Genomic DNA, 19,236 nt, shown 5'->3' on the forward strand with positions numbered 1-19,236 from the left:
CCGATAGCTGCCCCGCTGTTCGATGTTTGTCGGCAGCAGGAAGACCGGTTAGCCTTGCCGGCAATCAATCCATCAGGGAGCAACGACAGGTGGCCGAATTGCGCCAGGACAACACCGCCCAGACGGCTGCGCTGGACTACGACGTCATCATCATCGGCGCCGGCCTGTCCGGCATGTACCAGCTTTACCGGCTGCGCGAGCTTGGCCTTAGCGCGCGCGTGTTCGAGGCCGGCACTGGCGTCGGCGGCACCTGGTACTGGAACCGCTATCCCGGCGCACGTTTCGATTCCGAGAGCTATTCCTACGGCTACTCGTTCTCGAAGGAGCTGCTCGAGGAATGGGAATGGTCGGAGCATTTCGCCGGCCAGCCCGAGACCTTGCGCTACTGCAACTATGTCGCCGACAAGTTCGACCTGCGCCGCGACATCCAGCTCGAGAGCCGCGTCACATCAGCGATCTACCAGGACGACACGCGAAGCTGGCGGATCACGCTGGAGAACGGCGCGCAGCACTCCTGCCGCTTCCTGATCACCGCGATCGGTCCGTTGTCGACGCCGACCCTGCCGCGCATCGAGGGCCGCGACGATTTCAGGGGCCAATCGTTTCACACCGCGCGCTGGCCGAAGCAGAAGGTGGATTTCATCGGCAAGCGTGTCGCCGTGATCGGCACCGGCGCGACCGGCATCCAGACCATCCAGACCATCGCCGGCGAGGTCGGGCACCTCACCGTGTTCCAGCGCACCGCCAACTGGGCGGCGCCGCTGCACAACGGCAAGATCGACGCCGAGACGCAAGCCAGGATCAAGGCCGGTTATCCCGAGATCTTTGCGCGCTGCAAGGAGACGTTCGCCTGCTTCGTGCATACGCCCGATCCGCGCGGCGCCTTCGAAGTGAGCGAGGAGGAGCGCGAGGCGTTCTACGAGAAGCTCTATGGCGAACGCGGGTTCGGCATCTGGCAGGGCAACTTCAAGGACATCCTGATCGACCGCGCGGCGAATGCCACGATCAGCGATTTCGTGGCGCGCAAGATCCGTCAGCGCGTGAAGAACCAGGCGGTCGCGGAGATGCTGATCCCGAAGAACCACGGATTTGGCACGCGGCGGCTGCCGCTCGAGACCTTCTACTACGAGGTCTACAACCGCGACAATGTCGAGCTCGTCGATATCAAGGAGACGCCGATCGAGCGGGTCACGCCCGAGGGCATCCGGACGACCGACAAGGATTACGCCTTCGACATCATCATCTACGCCACCGGCTTCGATGCCATCACCGGCAGCTTCGACAAGATCGATTTCCGCGGCACGCACGGTGCGCGGCTGAAGGAGAAGTGGACGCACGGCCCGGAGACCTATCTCGGGCTGATGGTCGACGGCTTCCCCAACATGATGATGCTGATGGGCCCGCACACCGCGCTCGGCAACATCCCGCGCAGCATCGAATACAGCGTGGACTGGGTCACCGGCCTGATCCGCTTCGCGAAAGCGAAAGGCCTGACCTTCCTCGACGCCACGCCTGAAGGCACCGCCGACTGGACCGAGCATGTCAAAGCGCTCGGCGTCGGCCTGCTCTCCAACGAGGTCGATTCCTGGATGACCGGCATCAACCGCAACGTCGAGGGCAAGCAGACCCGCATCGTCGCCCGCTACAGCGGCAGCGCGCCGGCCTATCGCGCGCGATGCGACGAGGTGGCGGCGGGGGGATATGTGGAGTTGCGGTTGGGGTAACTCTCTCAATGACGCGAGACGCCCGCCCACCCGCCGCCGTCGTCCCGGCGAAAGCCGGGACCCATAACCACAGGGTTGGGTTGTTGAAGGAGGCTATGGCCCCAGCACCGTGCAACAATGACCATCGGTGGTTATGGGTCCCGGCCTTCGCCGGGACGACACCGAGTTTGATGCACGATCTAACTCACCCTATGCCACCCTACCACGCATCGATGCAAGGCCGCTTGCGGTGGGTCCGCGGCTCGGGCTTCGGCACCGAGCGGAGGCCGGCCATGATCCAGTGCCGGGTGTCGGCGGGATCGATCACCTCGTCGATCTCGAGCACCGAGGCGATCGAGACCGCCTTGCCGTTGGCGTAGAGCTCGGCGACCTTGGTCTGGAAATATTTTTCGCGCTCGACCGGGTCCGCGATCGCCTCCATCTCCTTGCGGAAGCCGAGCCGGACATAGCCTTCGAGGCCCATGCCGCCGAACTCGCCGGTCGGCCACGCCACCGTGAAGAACGAGGCGTGGAAGCCGCCGCCGATCATCGATTGCGCGCCGAGACCATAGCCCTTGCGCAGCACGACGCCGAACAGCGGCACCGTGATGCTCGCGCCGGTGACGAACATCCGCGCGACGTGGCGCACGATCGCGGTCTTCTCGGCCTCGGGGCCAACCATGAAGCCCGGCGTGTCGCAGAGCGAGACGATCGGAATGTCGAAGGCGTCGCACAGCTGCATGAAGCGCGCGGCCTTGTCGCCGGCAGGCGCGTCGATCGCGCCGCCGAGATGCTTTGGATTGTTGGCGATCAGGCCGAACGGCTTGCCCTCGATGCGGATGAAGGCCGTGATCATGCCGACGCCGAAATCGCGCCGGATCTCCAGCACCGAGCCCTCGTCGGCGATCAGGTCGATCACGCTGCGGATATCGTAGACCCGCAGGCGATTTTCCGGAATCGCACGGCGCAGCAGCCGCTGGTCCGGCGCCTTCCAGTCCTGCACCGCGCCCTGGAAGTAGGACAGATATTTCTGCGCCACCGCGGTCGCCTCGGCCTCGTCCTCGACCAGGATGTCGATCACGCCGTTCGGCGACTGGAACGAGACCGGGCCGACCTCGGCCGGATGGTAGACGCCGAGCCCACCGCCCTCGATCATCGCCGGACCGCCCATGCCGATCGACGCATTCCTGGTGGCGATGATGACGTCGCAAACGCCGAGCATCGCGGCGTTGCCGGCGAAGCAATAGCCGGAGACCACGCCGACCACGGGCACCAGTCCGGAGAGTTTTGCGAACTGCACGAAGGACGGGCCGTCGAGGCCGGTCATGCCGAGCCGGTCGGTATCGCCGGGACGGCCGCCGCCGCCCTCGGCGTAGAACACCAGCGGCATCCGCCACTGCTCGGCGAGGCCGAGCATGCGGTCGATCTTCTTGTGGTTCATATGGCCCTGGGTGCCGGCGAGCACGGTGTAGTCGTAGGAGATCACCATGCAGCGCGCGCCGTCGGCGCCGAAATCCTTGGCGTTGACGGTGGCGACGCCTGATATCAGGCCGTCGGCCGGCGTGTTCTTGATGAGGTCCTCGACCTTGCGGCGGCGGCGCTGCGCCGCGATCGCCAGCGAGCCATATTCGACGAACGAGCCCTCATCGACCAGCTGCGCGATATTCTCGCGCGCGGTGCGCTGATTGGTCTTGCGGCGGCGCTCGACGGAGGCCGGACGATTCTCGTCCAGCGTGATCGCCTTGCGCGCGATCAGCTCGGCGAGATCAGGGCGGATGTGATCGAGGTCGATCGCGGCTTCTTCCGCCGTGTGATGGCCGTCGACCTCGGCAGGCTCAAAGAACAGGATCGGCTCGCCATGCATCAGGGTGACGCCGATGCCGCCCGCGATCCTGGTCACCCGGCCGCCATGCGGTGCCGTGACCAGATGCTCCATCTTCATCGATTCCAGCACCGCGATCTGCTGGCCGGGACGGACCAGATCGCCCTCCGCGACCTCGATCGCCACGATCGTGCCCTGCAGCGGCGCGGGCACCGGGAGCGATCCCTCGGGCGGCGCCTCAGTGACGACGGCCTTGATCGCAGTCGCCTCGCTCACTTCGATCAATGGTGCGGGGAGATCCTGCGTCGCGCCGACCAGCGCCGCGACATGGGTATCGATGAAGTTCGTGCTGATCTTGTTCCGCCCAAAGCTCTGATGCGCCAGGATAGCGCCGAGGAACGGAATGTTGGTGGCGACGCCGCCGATGCGGAATTCGCGCAAGGTGCGCGATGCCTTGTGCACCACGTCGGTCCATTTTGGGCTCGGCGAATGCACGATGACTTTTGCGAGCAGCGAGTCGAACGCGGCAGAGGTCCGGTAGCCGGAATAGCCGAAGGTATCGACGCGAACGCCGGGGCCGGACGGCAGGTCGAACACACTGAGCGTGCCGCCGGTCGGTTTCGTGATGCCCTTCTCGTCCATCACCTCCATGTTGACGCGAAGCTGCATCGCATAGCCGCGCGGCAGCGGCACGGTGGCCTGCGCCAGCCCAAGCGAAGCGAGCGTGGCGCCGGCCGCGACCGCGAGCTGCGAACGCACGAGGTCGACGCCAAGCACCTCCTCGGTAACGGTGTGCTCGACCTGGAGCCGCGGATTGGCCTCGATGAAAGCGAACGCCCCCTCGCTCTCCCCGGCTTCGTCATCGACCAGGAATTCGAAGGTGCCGAGATTGTCGTAGCGCGCGGCGGTCGCGAGCTGCTTCGCCGCCTCGATGATGCGCGCGCGCATTCCCTCACTCAGCGACGGGCTCGGCGCCACCTCGATGAGCTTCTGGTTGCGGCGCTGGATGGTGCATTCGCGTTCCCAGAGATGGCTGATGACGCCGTGACGGTCACCGATGATCTGCACCTCGATATGGCGGGCCTTGCGGATCAGCCGTTCGACATAGACGGCATCGCTGCCGAACGCCGCCTTGGCCTCCGACTGGCAGCGCGCATAGGCCTCGTCGAGCTTGGCGGCATCCTCGACCACCCGCATGCCGCGCCCGCCGCCGCCGGCGATCGCCTTGATCATCACGGCGGCGCCGGCGCCGAGCGAGGCGAAGAACGCCTTTGCCTCGTCGAGACCGGTCGCGCCCGAAGTGCCGGCAATGATCGGGACGCCGCATTTCTTCGCCAGCGCCTTTGCCTTGGCCTTGTCGCCGAACAGATCGAGCGCCTCCGGCGACGGGCCGACGAAGGTGATCCTTTCCTCGGCACAGCGCCGCGCGAGCTGCGTGTTCTCGCTGAGGAAGCCGTAGCCCGGATGCAGCGCATCGCAACCCGTGGCCTTGGCCGCCGCGATGACGGCCTCGATGTCGAGATAGGCCCGCGCGCCGCGGCCTGGAATCTCGTGGCTCGCGTCGGCGGATCGGACATGCAGCGAGGCGGCATCGTCGGCGGGATAGATCGCGACCGTGGCAAGGCCGCTTTCGCCGGCGGCACGGGCAATCCGGATCGCGATCTCACCGCGGTTGGCAATCAGCAATTTCTTGAACGACATGATCAATTCCGTGAGTTTGCTACCTCGCCCCGCCTGCGGGGAGAGGTGAAGAAATCGTGCGCGACCGGCCGACGTCTCACAGTCAACGATCCTTCATGGTCGGATCGAGCACGACACGCAAGGATTCCCCGAGCGCGTTGAACGCCAGCGAGACGACGAGAATGGCAAGGCCCGGCGCATACATCTGCTCCGGGGCGATTTCCATGTATTGATAGGCGCGCGCCAGCATGGCGCCCCAGCTCGGGTCCGGCGGCTGGATGCCGAGGCCGAGGAACGACAGGCTGGCTTCGGCCAGCAGCGCGGCGGCGAGCAGCAGCGTCACCTGCACGATGACCGGTTGCAGCGTGTTCGGCAGCACGTGGCGCCACAGCACGTGCCAGGTCGGCGCGCCGAAGCCTCTGGAGGCATCGACATAGAGCTCCTGCCGCACGATCAACGTGCGGGCGCGGACGATGCGCGCCAGCGCCGGGAACATCGTGATGCCGACCGCGATCATGCCGTTGGTCAGCCCGATGCCGAGCGCGCCGGTGACCGCGATCGCCAGCACGATGGCGGGGAACGACAGGAAGGTGTCGATGATGCGGCTGATGATGTCGTCGATCCAGCCGCCGAAATAGCCGGCGATGAGGCCGACCGGCAGCCCAATCAGGACCGCGACGCCGACCGCAAGCAGGCTGGCATAGACGGTGGCCGGCGCGCCGTAGATCAAGCGCGAGAAGATGTCGCGGCCGAGATCGTCGGTGCCGAGCAGATGGGCCGGCCCCGGCGGCGCCAGCATGTTGTTGACGTCCTGCGCGGTCGGCGCATAGGGCGCGATCCAGGGCGCACCGATTGCGACGACGACGAGCACCACGAGCACCAGGATCGACAGCGCGGCGCGGAGATCGCCGGCAAGCCAGCGCGCAAATCGCCGCAGCCGCGTCGGCCTCGCCGGTGCCTTCAGGGGAGCAAGCGCCACCTCAGTCATTGCTCGATCCTCGGATCGACCGCGGCGCACAGCAAATCGGTGATCAAATTCACGGCGATCACAACCACCACCATGGTGAAGACAACGCCTTGCACGATCGGGAAATCGCGCTGGATCGCGCCGCGCACGATCAGGCTGCCGAGGCCGGGAATGGCGAACACCGCCTCGATCACCACGGTCGCCGCCAGCATGCGGTTGACCAAAAGGCTGATGATGGTGAGCAGATTGACGCCGACATTCTTCAGGCCGTGCTGCCAGAGGATGCGCGACATCGACAGGCCCTTGGCGTGCAGGGTGCGGACATATTGCGACGACAGCACCTCCAGCAGCGCGCCGCGCAGCTGGCGCGCGACCTCGGCCATGCCGTAGGCCGCGATCGCGATGCCGGGCAGCAGCGCATGCCTGATCGCATCGACCGGCGAGGCGCTGAAGGATTTTGCGCCGGTCGCCGGCAGCCAGTTCAGCTTCAGCGAGAATTCCGCCACCAGGATCATCGCGAGCCAGAAGCCGGGCACCGCGACACCGAGCGACGCCAGCATGCTGATCAGCTTGTCGATCCAGCCGTTCGGCTTGATCGCGGCCATCACGCCCATCGGGATGCCCGTGACCAGCGCCAGCGCCAGCGCGATCACGACGATCAGCAGCGTGTTCGGGAAGGCGCGGCCGATCGAGTCTGCGACCTTCTCGCCGGTCAACAGCGATTGCGAGAGATCGCCCTGCGCGACATGGCCGAGCCAGGCCCCGTATTGCACCAGGAACGGGCGGTCGAGGCCGTAGATCTTCCTGATCTCGGTGATCCGCGCGTCGGTCGCGTTGTCGCCCGCCAGTGTCACGGCGATGTCGCCGGGCACCAGCTTGAGCAGCGCGAACACCATGAAGGTCGCGAGCAGGATCACGGGCAGCGCCTGCACGAGGCGGCTGCCGATGACCTTGACTGGTGACCGTCGCGCCATCGCCTAACTCCCGAGCCAGACGTCGTCGTATTTCGGCTTGCCGAGCAGGTTGGGCCGATAGCCCTGCACCTTCTTGTTCATCGCGACCAGCTCGAACTGGAACGCCAGCGGCACCACGAAGGCATTTTCCATCACCAGCCGCTGCACAGTGGAGAACGCCTTGCGCCTGACCTCGATATCCTCAGACGCACGCGATTCCTTGATCGCGGCCTCGAGCTCGCCCGGCACCGGCGCGCGGCCGGCATTGTAGTAGGCGTCCTTGGTGAACATCAGCGAGTAAGTCAGGCTCGGGTCGGGCCGCCCGGTCCAGGCCGAGAGCAGCCCCGCCCCCTTCTTCTCCGCACCGAAGAAGGCCGCGGAAGCTTCCGCGATCGGGGCGTTGACGAACCGCACGCCGATGCCGGCCTTCCGCAATTGCTCGATCAGGATCTCCTGCCGCTGCACCGAATCCTGGTCCGGATAGCCCCCGAGCTCGATCTGGGTGCCCTCTTTGAAGCCGGCCTCGGCGAGCAGCTTGCGCGCTCGGTCGGGATCATAGGGATAGAGTTTTGCGACCTCGGCATCATAGGCCCAATGCGCTTTCGGCAGGTTCATGTAGGCCGGCTCGGCGAGGCCGGCGAGCGCGGCCTTGACGAAGGACTCGCGATCGATCGCGAAGTTGAGCGCCTGGCGGACCTTGAGATTGTCGAACGGCGGCTTCGCCCAGTTGAGGAAGATCTGAAGCACGTACAGCGTCGGGCCATGCACCACCTTGACGCTCGAGGCGCGCTCGATGATCACCTTCTGCCGCGGCGGCAGCTGGTAGATCAGATCGTTCTGCCCGGCGGTGACCGAGCGGGCGCCGGTGGTGAGCTCGGGAATGATCGAGATCTCGATGGCGTCGGGAAGCGGCCGCTCCGGCTTCCAGTATTTCTCGTTGCGCTTGACCACGATCTTCTCGCCATCGGCCCAGCTGACGAACGAATAGGCGCCGGCGCCGACCGGCTTGCGTGTCACGACGCCGCCCTCGGCCGCCTTCAGCGCCGTCGGCGACACCATCATGCCGGCGCGGTCAGAGAGAATCCCGGGGAGCGCGGTATCCGGCGTCTTCAGCTTCAACGTCACCTGCTGCGGGCCAGTGACCTCGACCGCGGCGACCGAGAGCAGATCGGCCTTGATGTTGGACTTCGCATCGCTGCGGTTGCGCTCGAGATTGAACTTGACGGCTTCCGCATCGAGCGGCGTGCCGTCATGGAAGGTGACGCCGGCGCGAATGTTGAGCACCAGCGTGGTAGGATCGGTGAACTTCCAGCTTTCGGCAAGGCCGGGCCTCGGCTTCAGCGTGTCGAATTCCCATTCGGTCAGCGTATCGTACATCGTGAACAGGAAGGCGTGGTCGGAGCCGGCGCCGCCGGTTGCGGGATCGAGGCTCGACGGATTGGCAGGCGCCGAGATGCGCAAGGTGCCGCCCTTCTTCGGCGCGCCTTCCGCGAAGGCGCGGCCAGCGAGCGTGGTGCTGGCGAGTGCGCCCGAGATCAGCGCCATAACCTCGCGTCGTGTCGTCATCGTCATGGCAGGTCCTCCATTATCCCAGGGCGTCAATTTGAATCGGCTTAGCGGCAGACTGGCTGCACCTCTCCCACTTGCGGGGGAGGGAATGCAGTTCCTTCGGGGTCGCTATTCGAACTGATCTCATCGCGCGCTAACTCGGCGAAAAATTCGGGCGGTCGGCGAAATGGCAGGCCACCCAGTGATCGGGCTTCAGCTCGCGCCACTCCGGCACGCGGTCGGTGCAGAGCGGCTGCGCATGCGGGCAGCGGGTGCGGAACCGGCAGCCCGAGGGCGGATCGATCGGGCTCGGCACCTCGCCCTGCAAGACGATGCGGCTCTCCTGCCGCATCGTGGACGGCAACGGCCGCGGCTCGGCCGACAGCAGCGCGATCGTGTAGGGATGCAGAGGCCGCTCGGCGACCTCCTCAGTCGGCCCGAGCTCGACGAACTGGCCGAGATACATCACCGCGACGCGCTCGCTGATATGCGAGACCACCGCGAGATCGTGGGTGATGAAGACATAGGTCAGCCCGAGGTCGCGCTGCAGATCGGCAAATAGATTGAGCACGTCGCCGCGGATCGACATGTCGAGCGCGGCCACCACCTCGTCGCAGACGATCAGTTTGGGTTTGAGCGTCAACGCGCGGGCGATCACGACGCGCTGCTTCTGGCCGCCGGACAGCTGATGCGGGTAGCGCGCGCCGAACTCCTGCGGCAGGCCGACGCGCTCCAGCGCTTCCCGCGCCTGCCGCTCGCGCTCGGCGCTATTGCCGACGCGGGCGAGCTCCAGCGGCTCCAGCACCGAGGCCAGAATGGTCATGCGCGGATTCAGCGCGGCGTTTGGGTCCTGGAAGATGATCTGGTAGTCGCGGCGATGGTTTTGAAACTCCCGGCGTGGCAGCGCCAGCGGATCGATGCCGTCATGCAGGATGGCGCCGGCGCTGGGATTGAGCAGGAACACCAGCGCGCGGCCGATCGTGGTCTTGCCCGAGCCGGACTCCCCGATGATGCCGAAGGTCTCGCCGCGGCGGACGTCGAAATTGACACCGTCGACCGCCTTCACGGTGGCGCGGCGGTCCGAGGTCTGGAAGCGGACCTGAAGGTCGCGCACCGAGACGATGGCGTCGCGGCGGGGTTCGGCATCGGCTGTGGTCATTGCGTCGCGACCTTCGCAGCAGCCGGCGCGCCGGGCGGATGCAGCGCGCCCGGCAGATTGAGCTCGGCAAAGCGCCAGCAGCGCACTCTTCTGCCGCCGCCGGCGTCCTGCAGTTTCTGCTCGGCCTCGCAACCCTTCACCGCATGCGCGCAACGGGCCCGGAAGCGGCAGCCGTTCGGCATCTCCGCGATCGACGGCACCCGGCCCGGGATCGACGGCAACCGGCCGTGGCGCGGGCTCAAATGCGGCAGCGAGCGTAACAGGCCCGACGTGTAGGGATGCAGCGGCCGCACCAGCGCCTCGTCGACGGTGGCGTCCTCGATCACCTCGCCGGCATACATCGTGATCATCCGCGTGCAGGTCTCGGCGACGACGCCGAGATCGTGGGTGATCAGCATCAGCGCGGTCTTCGAGGTCTCGCTGATGTCGCGCAGCAGCTCGAGGATTTGCGCCTGCACGGTGACGTCAAGCGCGGTGGTCGGCTCGTCGGCGATCAGAAGCTGCGGCCCGCAGATCAAACTCGCCGCGATCATCACGCGTTGCCGCATGCCGCCGGAGAGCTGGTGCGGATAGTCGTCGATCCGCCGCTCGGGCGAGGCGATGCCGACACGGCGGAGCATCTCCAGCGTCTTGGCGCGCGCCTCCTCATGGGAAACGTCGGTATGGACGCGCAGCGTCTCGGCGATCTGGTGGCCGACGGTAAAGACCGGATCGAGCGCGCTCATCGGCTCCTGGAAGATCATCGCGATGCGCTTGCCCCGGATCGCGCGCATCTGCCGCGCGCTGCAGGAGGCGAGATCGACGCCGTCGAACAGGATCTTGCCGTCGAGGCCGGCAAAATTGCCCGGCAACAGCCGCAGGATCGACAGGCCGGTGATGGTCTTGCCGCAGCCGCTCTCGCCGACGATGCCGACGCGCTCGCCGGGCGCGATGTCGAAGTCGATGCGGCGCGTGGCCTGCCAGACGCCCTGCGCGGTCTTGAAGCGGATGCCGAGCCCGCGCACGGACAGCAGCGGCCGCGCACCATCGCGCGCGCCCTCCGCCCTGCGCTGTGCCGGCTGGCCTGCCTCCATCAGCCCGCCGCCCGCTTCTTTTCTTTCACCAGCTGCTCCTCCATCAGCATCTCGGTGCCGATGATGCCCTCGCGGCTGAGCTCATCGAGCTCGGCGTCGGAGAGCCCGAGCATGCCGCCAAGAATCGCGCGGTTATGCTCGCCGAGCGTCGGCGGCACTGAACGAATGGCAAATGGCGCATCGCTCTCGCGAAACGGCATCGACGGCTGCGGATGTCGTCCGATGAACGCGCGGTCGACCTGCTGGATGAAGCCGCGGGCGTGGAGCTGCGGATCCTCCAGGAGATCGATCGGCAGCCGCGCCACGCCGGAGGCGACACCTTCGGCCTGCAGCGCGGTCATCGCAGCATCGGCATCGCGCGCCGCGGTCCAGGCCGTGATCGCAGCCTCGATCTCGGCCTCGATGGCGCGGCGGCCCGCGGCGGTCCTGAGCGTCTCGTCCGCCGCCCAGTCCTTGCGGCCGAGCAGCCGCGCGAGCTTTGGCCACATCGCGTCGTCGGACACCGCGACGACGATCCAGTTGTCATCTCCGGCGCAGCGAAAGCAGCCATGCGGCACGAAATCGGGATGGCGGTTGCCGTATTTGGTCGGCGGCTTGCCATTGGTCGAATGCGCGACGATCCAGGGCGCGGCGAACGGCATCATGCATTCGATCTGCGCCAGATCGATGAACTGCCCCTGCCCCGTCAGTTTGGCGTGGATCAGCGCGGTCAGCACCGCGGCGGCGCCGTTGAGCCCGCCGACGGCGTCGCCGAACGCGGTATGGCTCATGACGGGCGGACCATCGGGATCGCCGACCACGCTGGGCAGACCGGAGCCCTGCTCCAGGGTCGAGCCATAGGCGCGGCAGTCGCGATGCACGCTGCCGGCGCCGAACGCCGACATCGACATCATCACCAGCTTTGGATTGATCTTGCTCAGCACGTCGTAGCCGAGGCCGAGCTTGGGCAGCACCTCGACCGAATAATTGTCGACCACGAGGTCGGCATCGGCGAGCAGGCGCTTCGCCAATTCAAGCCCCCTCGGCCGGGTCAGATCGAGCGTGATGCCGCGCTTGTTGCGGTTCATGATGCAGTAGCGCACCGACTTCTCGTACATCTGCTCCAGCACATAGGCCGAACGGCGGTCGACGCCGCGCCACCAGTCCGGATACTGGGTCGCCTCGATCTTGATGACATCGGCACCGAGATCGGCGAGCGTGCGGGTGCAGATCGGCCCGGCCCAGCCCATCGAAAAGTCGACGACGCGGATGCCCTCGAGCGGCAAGCGATCGGTTGCAGCGGGCCTGGGCACCGGCACGCGCGGCGCAGCCTCGCGCCTCGCCTGCTGCTCGCCGAGATCGGGCACCCGGCCGCCGCGCAGCGGCGGCGTTGCGGTCAGCCGCTGCATCGTGCCGGCGGAAAAGCCGGTCTCGTCACCGATGGTGATCGGGACGATGGCGCCACGCGCACGCTTCTCCTCATCGGCGATGAGATCCGCTACCTCCGGCACCGGCACGATCGGAATCTTGCGCTTGAGCCCTTCGGCGAACCATTCCTGCGCGGTGCGCTGCTTCAGCTTCGGCAAGATCCTGCCTTCGATCTCGGCGACATGGCGCAGCCGGTCGACACCCATGACCAGCGTCGGATCGTCGCGCAACTCGTTGAGCCCCAGCATCTCGCAGAACGCGCGCCATTGCGCCGGGGTCACCGTGGTGACGCCGAGCCAGCCTTGCTTGGTCTCGTAGATGCCGACCGGAAAGGTCGGCCAGAACCGGTTGACGCCGATCCGCCGCATGATATCGCCGCGCTGGAACGCCTCGAACATGATGTATTCGGTGACGGCGATAGAGGCCTCGAACAGGCTGAGATGGTTTGCGCGGCCGCGCCCGTCCTGCATGCGCCCGAGCGCCGACGAGGCGACGGCGATGAAACCCCACAGCCCGCCCAGAATCCCGATCTGGAAATCCGGCGCATGCATCGGCGGCCCCTGCTCCGGACCGACCAGCTTCACCAGTCCGGTCAGCGCGCGGATCGTGGAGTCCGTCGCCGCGAAATTGGCGTAGGGACCGCGATCGCCGAACCAGGCGAGGTCGAGATGGATCAGGCCGGGATTATCCCGCTTGATCGCGTTGAGGTCGATCTCGGGACAATCCGCCGCAGCGATGCCGCGCCCGTCGAGCAGGATGTCGCAGCCGATGATCAGCTCGCGCAGGCGCGATACCGCGCCCGCATCGCCCGTGTCGAGCACGACACTCGACTTGTTGAAGTTGAGGAACGCAAACCACGCGCTCTGGCCTTTTGGCGTCAGCGGCGCGGCGCGGCGAAGCGGATCGCCGTGCGGTGGCTCGATCTTCTGCACATCGGCGCCGAAATCGGCAAACAGCCGCGCGCAATAGCTCGTCGCCGCAGCACTTCCGATCTCGACAATCCGCAGATGCGACAACGCGCCCATCACGCTTCCTCGCGACAAAATGACCAGCCGGTGACAGCGGCTGATTCAGTTTCTTGTTGGGTGAACTTGAAGCCGTGCGACGAGTGTGATGCAAGTGGAATTTTCTTCCGCTAGACGGAATTAGCGAGCGTATGACCGAAGCTGCTGCTCAGCGCGAAGCGAGGATTGTGCGGCTAATTGCAGGTGAGCTGCGCTTCGAACCAGTGTTGCACTGAGTTCGACAATCGCGGCCATGCGCGCAAGACATGCGCGTATGTGGCCGCGCTCGCGCGGGTGATGTCGCGCAGTTCCTGCTCAATGGCGGGAAGATCAACACCGAGGCACCGGCCGGCCCTGGCGACGGTGCGACCATCGACCACAAGCTCTGAGATCAGCGACGCATTGCCGCGTGCGAACAAGAGGTCGAGCGGATCCGCATCGAGAATCTGATCAGGCTCGAGGCGGTCGAGATCGATGCCGACGAAATCAGCCGGCGCACCGACCGCGAGCTCGCCTGTCCCCGGCGCGCCGGTGGCGCGGCGGCCGTTGCGGATCGCGAGCGTGAAGAATTCCTGAGCAGTCCATGCACGCTTGAAGCCGAGGCCGCCGTGCGTCATCTGCACCAGCCGCATCTCGCGCAGCACGTCGTCATCCTCATCGAGCGCCAGGCCATCGACGCCGACGGCAATCCCGCAGCCGCAGCTATGCGCAGCCGCGATTGGCGCCAACCCGGACCGCAGGTGCAGGTTCGAGGAGAAATTGGTGACAATGCGCGCGCCCGACGCCGCGATCATCTCGAGCTCGTCGGGCCGAGCGTGGATGCAATGCGCGAGCGTCAGCCGCTCCGAGAGGAAGCCGATGTCACGGAGATAGCGCACGATGCCGCCGGGAAAATGCCGGTCGGCCCAGGCGCGCTGGTAGATCGTCTCGAGCAGATGCATGTGAATGCGGCGGCCGGTCTGCGCAGAGTTCTCCGCAACGGCCTCCAGCAGCGGCTTCGAGCACCACTGCACCCCGGCCGGCCCAAGCTGCACATCAATCTTCGGCCCGCCGATCGCCGCCGCGATGGCGTCGGTCAGCTCGATATACGCTTTTGGCGACATCGGGGCGCGCACGAAGAGATCCTCGATCATCTTGCGGTCGCCGGCCGGAAGGTCTGACAGCACCGGTTCGCTGTCGCCATAGACGATCGGGTTCTGGTCGCGCACCGCGATGGCAAAGGCGATGCGGATGCCGACATCGCCGGCGGCGCGCGCGATTGCCTTGGCCTCCTCGACCAGCGGCATGGTCCCGCTCGGCCTTGTATAGTGCACCATCATCGCCGCGCAGCCGGCCTGCGCTGCGCGGGCAAACGCCGAAGCCGCGGAGAGATAGGGATCGACCGGCGTGCCGACCACCGTGCGCAGGATCCAGCTCTCCAGCGGCATGCCGACCGCGCCGAAGCTCGACGCGCGCGGGCGCGCGTGGTCGTGGGCGTTGATGAAGGCGGGAAGGATGAGCGAGCGCGGGGCTGTCGCCGGGCCCGCGGCTTCGGAGATGTCGGTGATGACGCCGTCGGCGTGACTGAGCAGGGCGTCGTTGCGGATGCCGTGGTCAGGACCGCAGAACAGACGGGTTGCCGTGACGTTGGTCATCATCGCCTGTCATCTCCGCTTGCGTAACTTCACCTCTCCCGCTCGCGGGGGAGGTCGGATCGCATCGGAGATGCGATCCGGGTGGGGGCTCTCTCCACAACATGACTCGCGGAGAGAGCCCCCATCCCGGCCCTCCCCCGCAAGCGCAGGCCTATCGCATATGCTACTTGGCGACCGCGCAAGTGCTTGGCCTCGTGGTTCGAGACGCGCCGCAAGCGGCGCTCCTCACCATGAGGGTCTACTATTGTGCCGCAAAAACAAGACCTCATCCTGAGGAGCCCGCCGGAGGCGGGCGTCTCGAAGGATGGCCGCGAGGGCACCGCCACGAAATGCGATAGCTCTCCCCGCAAGCGGGAGAGGGAGAACACTGCTGATGCGGCCGGGGCTCGGCCTCGCTCAATCAATTCGCCGTATACACCAATTCCCGCTCGGCGCGCGGCGGCAGGAATTCGCGCGAAAACACTTCGGCCGGGGCCGGCGTGCGAGCGAGTTGGTAGCCTTCGACGATGAAGCCGATGGCGCGGGCCATGCGGTCGTCCCTGACGTCGCCGATGCCGATGTCCTTCATCTCCGGCGAGACGATCAGCTTCTCGAAGGAATATTGCAGCCGGCGCTTCTCGACATCGACATTGATCAGATTGTCATAGTTCAGCGCCGCCTTCATGGCAGCATTCTGATCCTTGGCGACCGCGATCGCGCCCTTGTTGATGGCGCGGACGAGGCCGGTCACCGCCTTCGGATTCGACGCGATCAGTTTGCGCGAGACCATCACGCCGTTGGAATAGAGGTCGAGCCCGTAATCGCCGAACGAGAACCATTTGAAGTCCTTGTCGGGGTCCTGGCGGTTCAGCACCAGGTTGAAATAGCTCGTGATGTTGAACACCAGCGCGGCGTCGATGTCGCCCTTGATCAGCATCGGCTCCTGCAGGTTCGGCGCCATGTTGGAGACCTTGATCTTCTCGCCATCGAGCCCGTTCTTGTGCACGAACACCGGCAACAGCCGCGTGGTCGGCGTGCCCTGCGCGCCGCCGAGCGTGTGGCCCTCGAAATCCTTGATCGTCTTGATGCCGCTCGAGTTCTTGGCGACGATCGCGAATGGCGGCTGGTTCCACATCATGTAGACCATGACGGGCGCATCCTGCGGCTTGGTTGCGGCGTTCTGGATGATCGCGTTGACGTCGCCGAAGCCGGCGTCATAGGCGCCCGACATGATGCGCGTCACGGTCGCGCCGGAGCCCTCGCCCTGGTCGATCACGACGTTGAGGCCTTCTTCCTTGAAGTAGCCGTTGTCCTTGGCGTAGAAGAACGCGGCGTCCGAGCCTTGCGTCTTCCAGCCCAACGTGAACTTGATGGTGGTGTCCTCGGCGCGCGCGGGACCGGCGATCAGGGCCAATCCCAACAGCGCGGCGCTTACTTTTCTCAGCATCGAGATCTCCTTAAGCTTCATTGCTTGACGGTCGACGAAGTGTCTCAAGTGGCGATGACATTGTCCTTGCGCGTCGCCCAGCCGGTGACCTGGCCCTCAATCAGCGAGAACAGGACGTAGAGCGCGACGCCGAGACCGGCGAGCACGAACAGCCCGGCGAACACCAGCGGCACGTTGAAATTGGAGGACGCGGTCATCATGACGTTGCCGATGCCGCGGTTCGAGGCGACGGTTTCCGACAGCACCGCGCCGACGAAGGCGTAGGAGACCGCGACCTTCAGCGAGGCGAAGAAGAACGGCATCGTCCTGGGCAGGCCGACATTCCAGAGGATGTCGAACTTGCTGGCGCCGAGCGCCTTCAGCACGTCCTCGAGCTCGGGCTCGGTGGTGGCAAGACCGGTGGCGATGTTGACGACAATCGGGAAGAAGCAGATCGACAGCGAGGTCAACACCGCCGGCACGGTGCCGGAGCCGAACCACAGCACGAAGATCGGCACCACGGCGACCTTCGGGATCGACGAGAAGCCGACCAGCAGCGGATAACAGGTGTCGTAGGCGGTTTTTGACACCCCGATCACGGCACCGAGCGCGACGCCGAGCGCCACGCCGAGCGCGAAGCCGATCATGGTGGTGACCAGGGTCTGCACGATGTGCGGCCACAGGATCGGGAATTTCTCGAACAGCGTGACGAAGATCTGCGACGGCCGCGGCAACACGAGATCCGACATCCCCGTCATCAGGCAGAATAGCTCCCAGGCGACGAAGAACAGCACGATCAGGGCGGCGGACCAGGCCTTCTGCCTGATATCTGACACGGACATGGTCAGGCCCCCTCTCGCGCGGCGGTGCGCGCATCGACGATGAAGGCGCGGAGCTTCTGGTTGAGCGCGACGAAATCCGGCTCGAAGGTCATCGCCACGGTACGCGGACGGGCGAAGTCGACCCTGGAGTCGTCGAGGATGCGGCCGGGCCGCGCGCTCATCACGCAGATGCGGCTGGCGAGGAAGCCAGCCTCGCGCAGATCATGGGTGACCAGCAGCACGGTCGGCCTGTGGGTGATCCAGAGCTGCTGAAGGATTCCCCACAGCTCCTCGCGGGTGAACTGGTCGAGCGCGCCGAACGGCTCGTCGAGCAGCAGCATGCGCGGCTCGTGGATCAGCGCGCGGCACAGATTGGCGCGCTGGAGCATGCCGCCGGAGAGCTGCCACGGATAGCGACCGCCAAAGCCCTTCAGCCCGACCTGCTCGAGCAGCGTGTTGGCCTTGTCGCGGAATTCGGTCTTGCGCAGCTTGCGGAACTGCGAGCGGAACGGCTCGACGATCTTCAGCGGCAGCATGATGTTCTTTTCGATCGTCATCCACGGCAGCATGGTCGGGTTCTGGAACGCCATGCCGACCCGCATCGCGCGCGCCGCGACCTCGCGGCCGCCGACGATGACGACGCCGGTGGTCGGCCGCGCCAGGCCGGAAACCAGCCGCAGGATGGTGGACTTGCCGCAGCCGGACGGGCCGACCAGCGCGACGAACTCGCCGTCGGCGATCCGCAGCGTGGTTGTCGACAGTGCCGGCACGGCGCGGGCGCCGCGGCCGAAGGTCACGGAGGCGTCCGACAGCTCGATCGCGGTCGGCGCGGATCCGGCGGCCATCGGCTCGCCGGCGAATTCGGAGTGTGGTTGCATGCGCATCACGAGCAAAGTGCATGCAAGCCGGATGCCAGCGGCAGCCGCGTTGAAAATCAAGGGGATCGCGCGTTCCGCACCTCAAAGGCCGGATTCCTTTTTGGCAATCCGCGGCTCAAACTGCATGCAATTCGAGCGCCAGATTGCTTTGACGGTATGATAAAGAGGCGTTCGAAGCACCTTCGAGAGGGATTCGCGGCAATGGCGGGGCGCGCCGACAGCAGCAAGACGGCTGAATCGTCAGACAAGGTCAGCGTGATCTGCCGCGCGCTGCGGCGCGCGATCATCGAGCAGGCGCTGGAGCCCGGCGCCAAGCTGCCCGAGGATTCGCTCGGCGAGCGCTTCGGCGTCAGCCGCACCATCGCACGGCATGCGCTCGGGCAATTGGCGGCGGAAGGCCTGGTCGAGCTGCGTCGCAACCGCATTGCCGTGGTGGCGACGCCGAGCTGGCAGGAGGCGCGCGATGCCTTCGATATTCGCATCGAGCTCGAGCGGCTGGTGGTGCGGCAGCTCGCGGGCAAGCTGACCAAGGCGCAGATCGCCGAGCTCACCGCCCATGTCGACGCCGAGGATCGGGCCCGCGACGGCACCGACGCGGTGTCGATCCGGCTCGCCACCGAATTCCACATCCTGCTCGCTCACATGACGAACAGCCCGATCCTGGTGCGCTATGTCAGCGAGGTCGCGTACCGCTGCTGCCTGACGCTGTCGCTCTACAGCCGGCCGCATTCGTCGGAATGCGCGATCAACGAGCACCGCGCGATCATCGCCGCGCTGGCGAAAGGCGACGTCGACAAGGTGATGGGCCTGATGCACAGCCATCTGGATTCCGTGGCGACCCGCGCGCTGGTCGCGCCAAGCCCGCAGCGCGGGCGCGATCTGCTGGATATTCTGGCCCCCTATGCCGACGAGGCGAGCGGCGAAAAGGTGGTGAAGCTGCCGAAGGCGGCGCGGCGCTGACACCGAGCCACGTTCGCGCTCCATCACCGTCATCCCCGCGCAAAGGCTTCGCCTTTGTCGCTGGAGGTGCGATCGGAGCGAGCCTCGAAGGATGCACGGCCCGGCCGGTGGCCGTCGATCCTTCGAGGGCCGCTGAAGAAGCGGCCACCTCAGAGCTTGTGACCCTATGAGTTGCGAGCGCGGCATTTGCCCTGGTAAGGCGATGGCGCGATCGGAAGGATG

General features: G+C 66.1%; 14 protein-coding genes. 3 read left to right on the forward strand and 11 right to left on the reverse strand.

Annotated elements, in window-relative coordinates:
* Window positions 1–89 precede the first annotated feature (89 nt).
* The gene (locus QJT82_RS38095; protein ID WP_051448089.1) at window positions 90–1,724 is read left to right on the forward strand and encodes an NAD(P)/FAD-dependent oxidoreductase; all 1,635 of its coding nucleotides are present in this window, start codon (window positions 90–92) and stop codon (window positions 1,722–1,724) included.
* A gap of 199 nt (window positions 1,725–1,923) precedes the next feature.
* On the opposite strand, the gene QJT82_RS38100 is transcribed toward QJT82_RS38095, so the two are convergent.
* The 11 genes from QJT82_RS38100 to QJT82_RS38150 form a co-directional block, all read right to left on the reverse strand.
* Window positions 1,924–5,226 carry a carboxyl transferase domain-containing protein gene (locus QJT82_RS38100; RefSeq protein ID WP_028343671.1) on the reverse strand — a complete coding sequence of 1,101 codons (3,303 nt, stop codon included), beginning with the start codon at window positions 5,224–5,226 and terminating at the stop codon, window positions 1,924–1,926.
* An 82-nt stretch (window positions 5,227–5,308) separates the two neighbouring features.
* A complete protein-coding gene (locus QJT82_RS38105; protein ID WP_028343670.1) occupies window positions 5,309–6,193 on the reverse strand; it encodes an ABC transporter permease in 885 nt (294 codons plus the stop codon).
* Window positions 6,190–7,146 (reverse strand): ABC transporter permease, encoded by a 957-nt coding sequence (locus tag QJT82_RS38110; protein WP_028343669.1) that lies wholly within the window; start codon window positions 7,144–7,146, stop codon window positions 6,190–6,192. The genes QJT82_RS38105 and QJT82_RS38110 overlap by 4 nt, the downstream gene beginning before the upstream one ends.
* Before the next feature lie 3 nt (window positions 7,147–7,149).
* A complete protein-coding gene (locus QJT82_RS38115) occupies window positions 7,150–8,697 on the reverse strand; it encodes an ABC transporter substrate-binding protein (protein ID WP_028343668.1) in 1,548 nt (515 codons plus the stop codon).
* Between the two features lie 130 nt (window positions 8,698–8,827).
* Window positions 8,828–9,832 (reverse strand): oligopeptide/dipeptide ABC transporter ATP-binding protein, encoded by a 1,005-nt coding sequence (locus tag QJT82_RS38120; RefSeq protein WP_028343667.1) that lies wholly within the window; start codon window positions 9,830–9,832, stop codon window positions 8,828–8,830.
* Window positions 9,829–10,905, reverse strand: coding sequence for an ABC transporter ATP-binding protein (locus QJT82_RS38125; RefSeq protein WP_028343666.1), 1,077 nt, complete (start codon window positions 10,903–10,905; stop codon window positions 9,829–9,831). Before QJT82_RS38125 ends, QJT82_RS38120 begins: the two co-directional genes overlap by 4 nt.
* Window positions 10,905–13,337, reverse strand: a complete 2,433-nt coding sequence (locus QJT82_RS38130) for a CoA transferase (protein WP_028343665.1) — start codon at window positions 13,335–13,337, stop codon at window positions 10,905–10,907. The genes QJT82_RS38125 and QJT82_RS38130 overlap by 1 nt, the downstream gene beginning before the upstream one ends.
* A gap of 173 nt (window positions 13,338–13,510) precedes the next feature.
* Window positions 13,511–14,953, reverse strand: coding sequence for an amidohydrolase family protein (locus QJT82_RS38135; protein WP_028343664.1), 1,443 nt, complete (start codon window positions 14,951–14,953; stop codon window positions 13,511–13,513).
* Window positions 14,954–15,350: 397 nt separating this feature from the next.
* Window positions 15,351–16,376: an ABC transporter substrate-binding protein gene (locus QJT82_RS38140; RefSeq protein WP_028343663.1), complete on the reverse strand. Its 1,026-nt coding sequence runs from the start codon at window positions 16,374–16,376 to the stop codon at window positions 15,351–15,353.
* A 44-nt stretch (window positions 16,377–16,420) separates the two neighbouring features.
* Window positions 16,421–17,197, reverse strand: a complete 777-nt coding sequence (locus tag QJT82_RS38145; RefSeq protein ID WP_028343662.1) for an ABC transporter permease — start codon at window positions 17,195–17,197, stop codon at window positions 16,421–16,423.
* A 2-nt stretch (window positions 17,198–17,199) separates the two neighbouring features.
* On the reverse strand, window positions 17,200–18,054 hold the full coding sequence (locus tag QJT82_RS38150) for an ABC transporter ATP-binding protein (RefSeq protein ID WP_051448092.1): 855 nt from the start codon (window positions 18,052–18,054) through the stop codon (window positions 17,200–17,202).
* Here QJT82_RS38150 and QJT82_RS38155 point away from each other — a divergent pair.
* Complete coding sequence (locus tag QJT82_RS38155; RefSeq protein WP_155258718.1) at window positions 18,053–18,214, forward strand: hypothetical protein; 162 nt, start codon at window positions 18,053–18,055, stop codon at window positions 18,212–18,214. The genes QJT82_RS38150 and QJT82_RS38155 overlap by 2 nt on opposite strands.
* 41 nt (window positions 18,215–18,255) lie before the next feature.
* Window positions 18,256–19,014, forward strand: coding sequence for a GntR family transcriptional regulator (locus QJT82_RS38160; protein ID WP_028343660.1), 759 nt, complete (start codon window positions 18,256–18,258; stop codon window positions 19,012–19,014).
* Window positions 19,015–19,236 lie beyond the last annotated feature (222 nt).

Source organism: Bradyrhizobium sp. Mp19, from assembly GCF_029952935.1.
GTDB classification, from domain to species: domain Bacteria; phylum Pseudomonadota; class Alphaproteobacteria; order Rhizobiales; family Xanthobacteraceae; genus Bradyrhizobium; species Bradyrhizobium elkanii.

Bases quoted from the DNA above. Each gene is read 5' to 3' on its own strand.
- QJT82_RS38100 (WP_028343671.1), bottom strand. From the start codon at position 5,226: ATGTCGTTCAAGAAATTGCTGATTGCCAACCGCGGTGAGATCGCGATC.
- QJT82_RS38105 (WP_028343670.1), bottom strand. From the start codon at position 6,193: ATGACTGAGGTGGCGCTTGCTCCCCTGAAGGCACCGGCGAGGCCGACG.
- QJT82_RS38110 (WP_028343669.1), bottom strand. From the start codon at position 7,146: ATGGCGCGACGGTCACCAGTCAAGGTCATCGGCAGCCGCCTCGTGCAG.
- QJT82_RS38115 (WP_028343668.1), bottom strand. From the start codon at position 8,697: ATGACGATGACGACACGACGCGAGGTTATGGCGCTGATCTCGGGCGCA.
- QJT82_RS38120 (WP_028343667.1), bottom strand. From the start codon at position 9,832: ATGACCACAGCCGATGCCGAACCCCGCCGCGACGCCATCGTCTCGGTG.
- QJT82_RS38125 (WP_028343666.1), bottom strand. From the start codon at position 10,905: ATGGAGGCAGGCCAGCCGGCACAGCGCAGGGCGGAGGGCGCGCGCGAT.
- QJT82_RS38130 (WP_028343665.1), bottom strand. From the start codon at position 13,337: ATGGGCGCGTTGTCGCATCTGCGGATTGTCGAGATCGGAAGTGCTGCG.
- QJT82_RS38135 (WP_028343664.1), bottom strand. From the start codon at position 14,953: ATGATGACCAACGTCACGGCAACCCGTCTGTTCTGCGGTCCTGACCAC.
- QJT82_RS38140 (WP_028343663.1), bottom strand. From the start codon at position 16,376: ATGCTGAGAAAAGTAAGCGCCGCGCTGTTGGGATTGGCCCTGATCGCC.
- QJT82_RS38145 (WP_028343662.1), bottom strand. From the start codon at position 17,197: ATGTCCGTGTCAGATATCAGGCAGAAGGCCTGGTCCGCCGCCCTGATC.
- QJT82_RS38155 (WP_155258718.1), top strand. From the start codon at position 18,053: ATGCGCATCACGAGCAAAGTGCATGCAAGCCGGATGCCAGCGGCAGCC.
- QJT82_RS38150 (WP_051448092.1), bottom strand. From the start codon at position 18,054: ATGCAACCACACTCCGAATTCGCCGGCGAGCCGATGGCCGCCGGATCC.
- QJT82_RS38160 (WP_028343660.1), top strand. From the start codon at position 18,256: ATGGCGGGGCGCGCCGACAGCAGCAAGACGGCTGAATCGTCAGACAAG.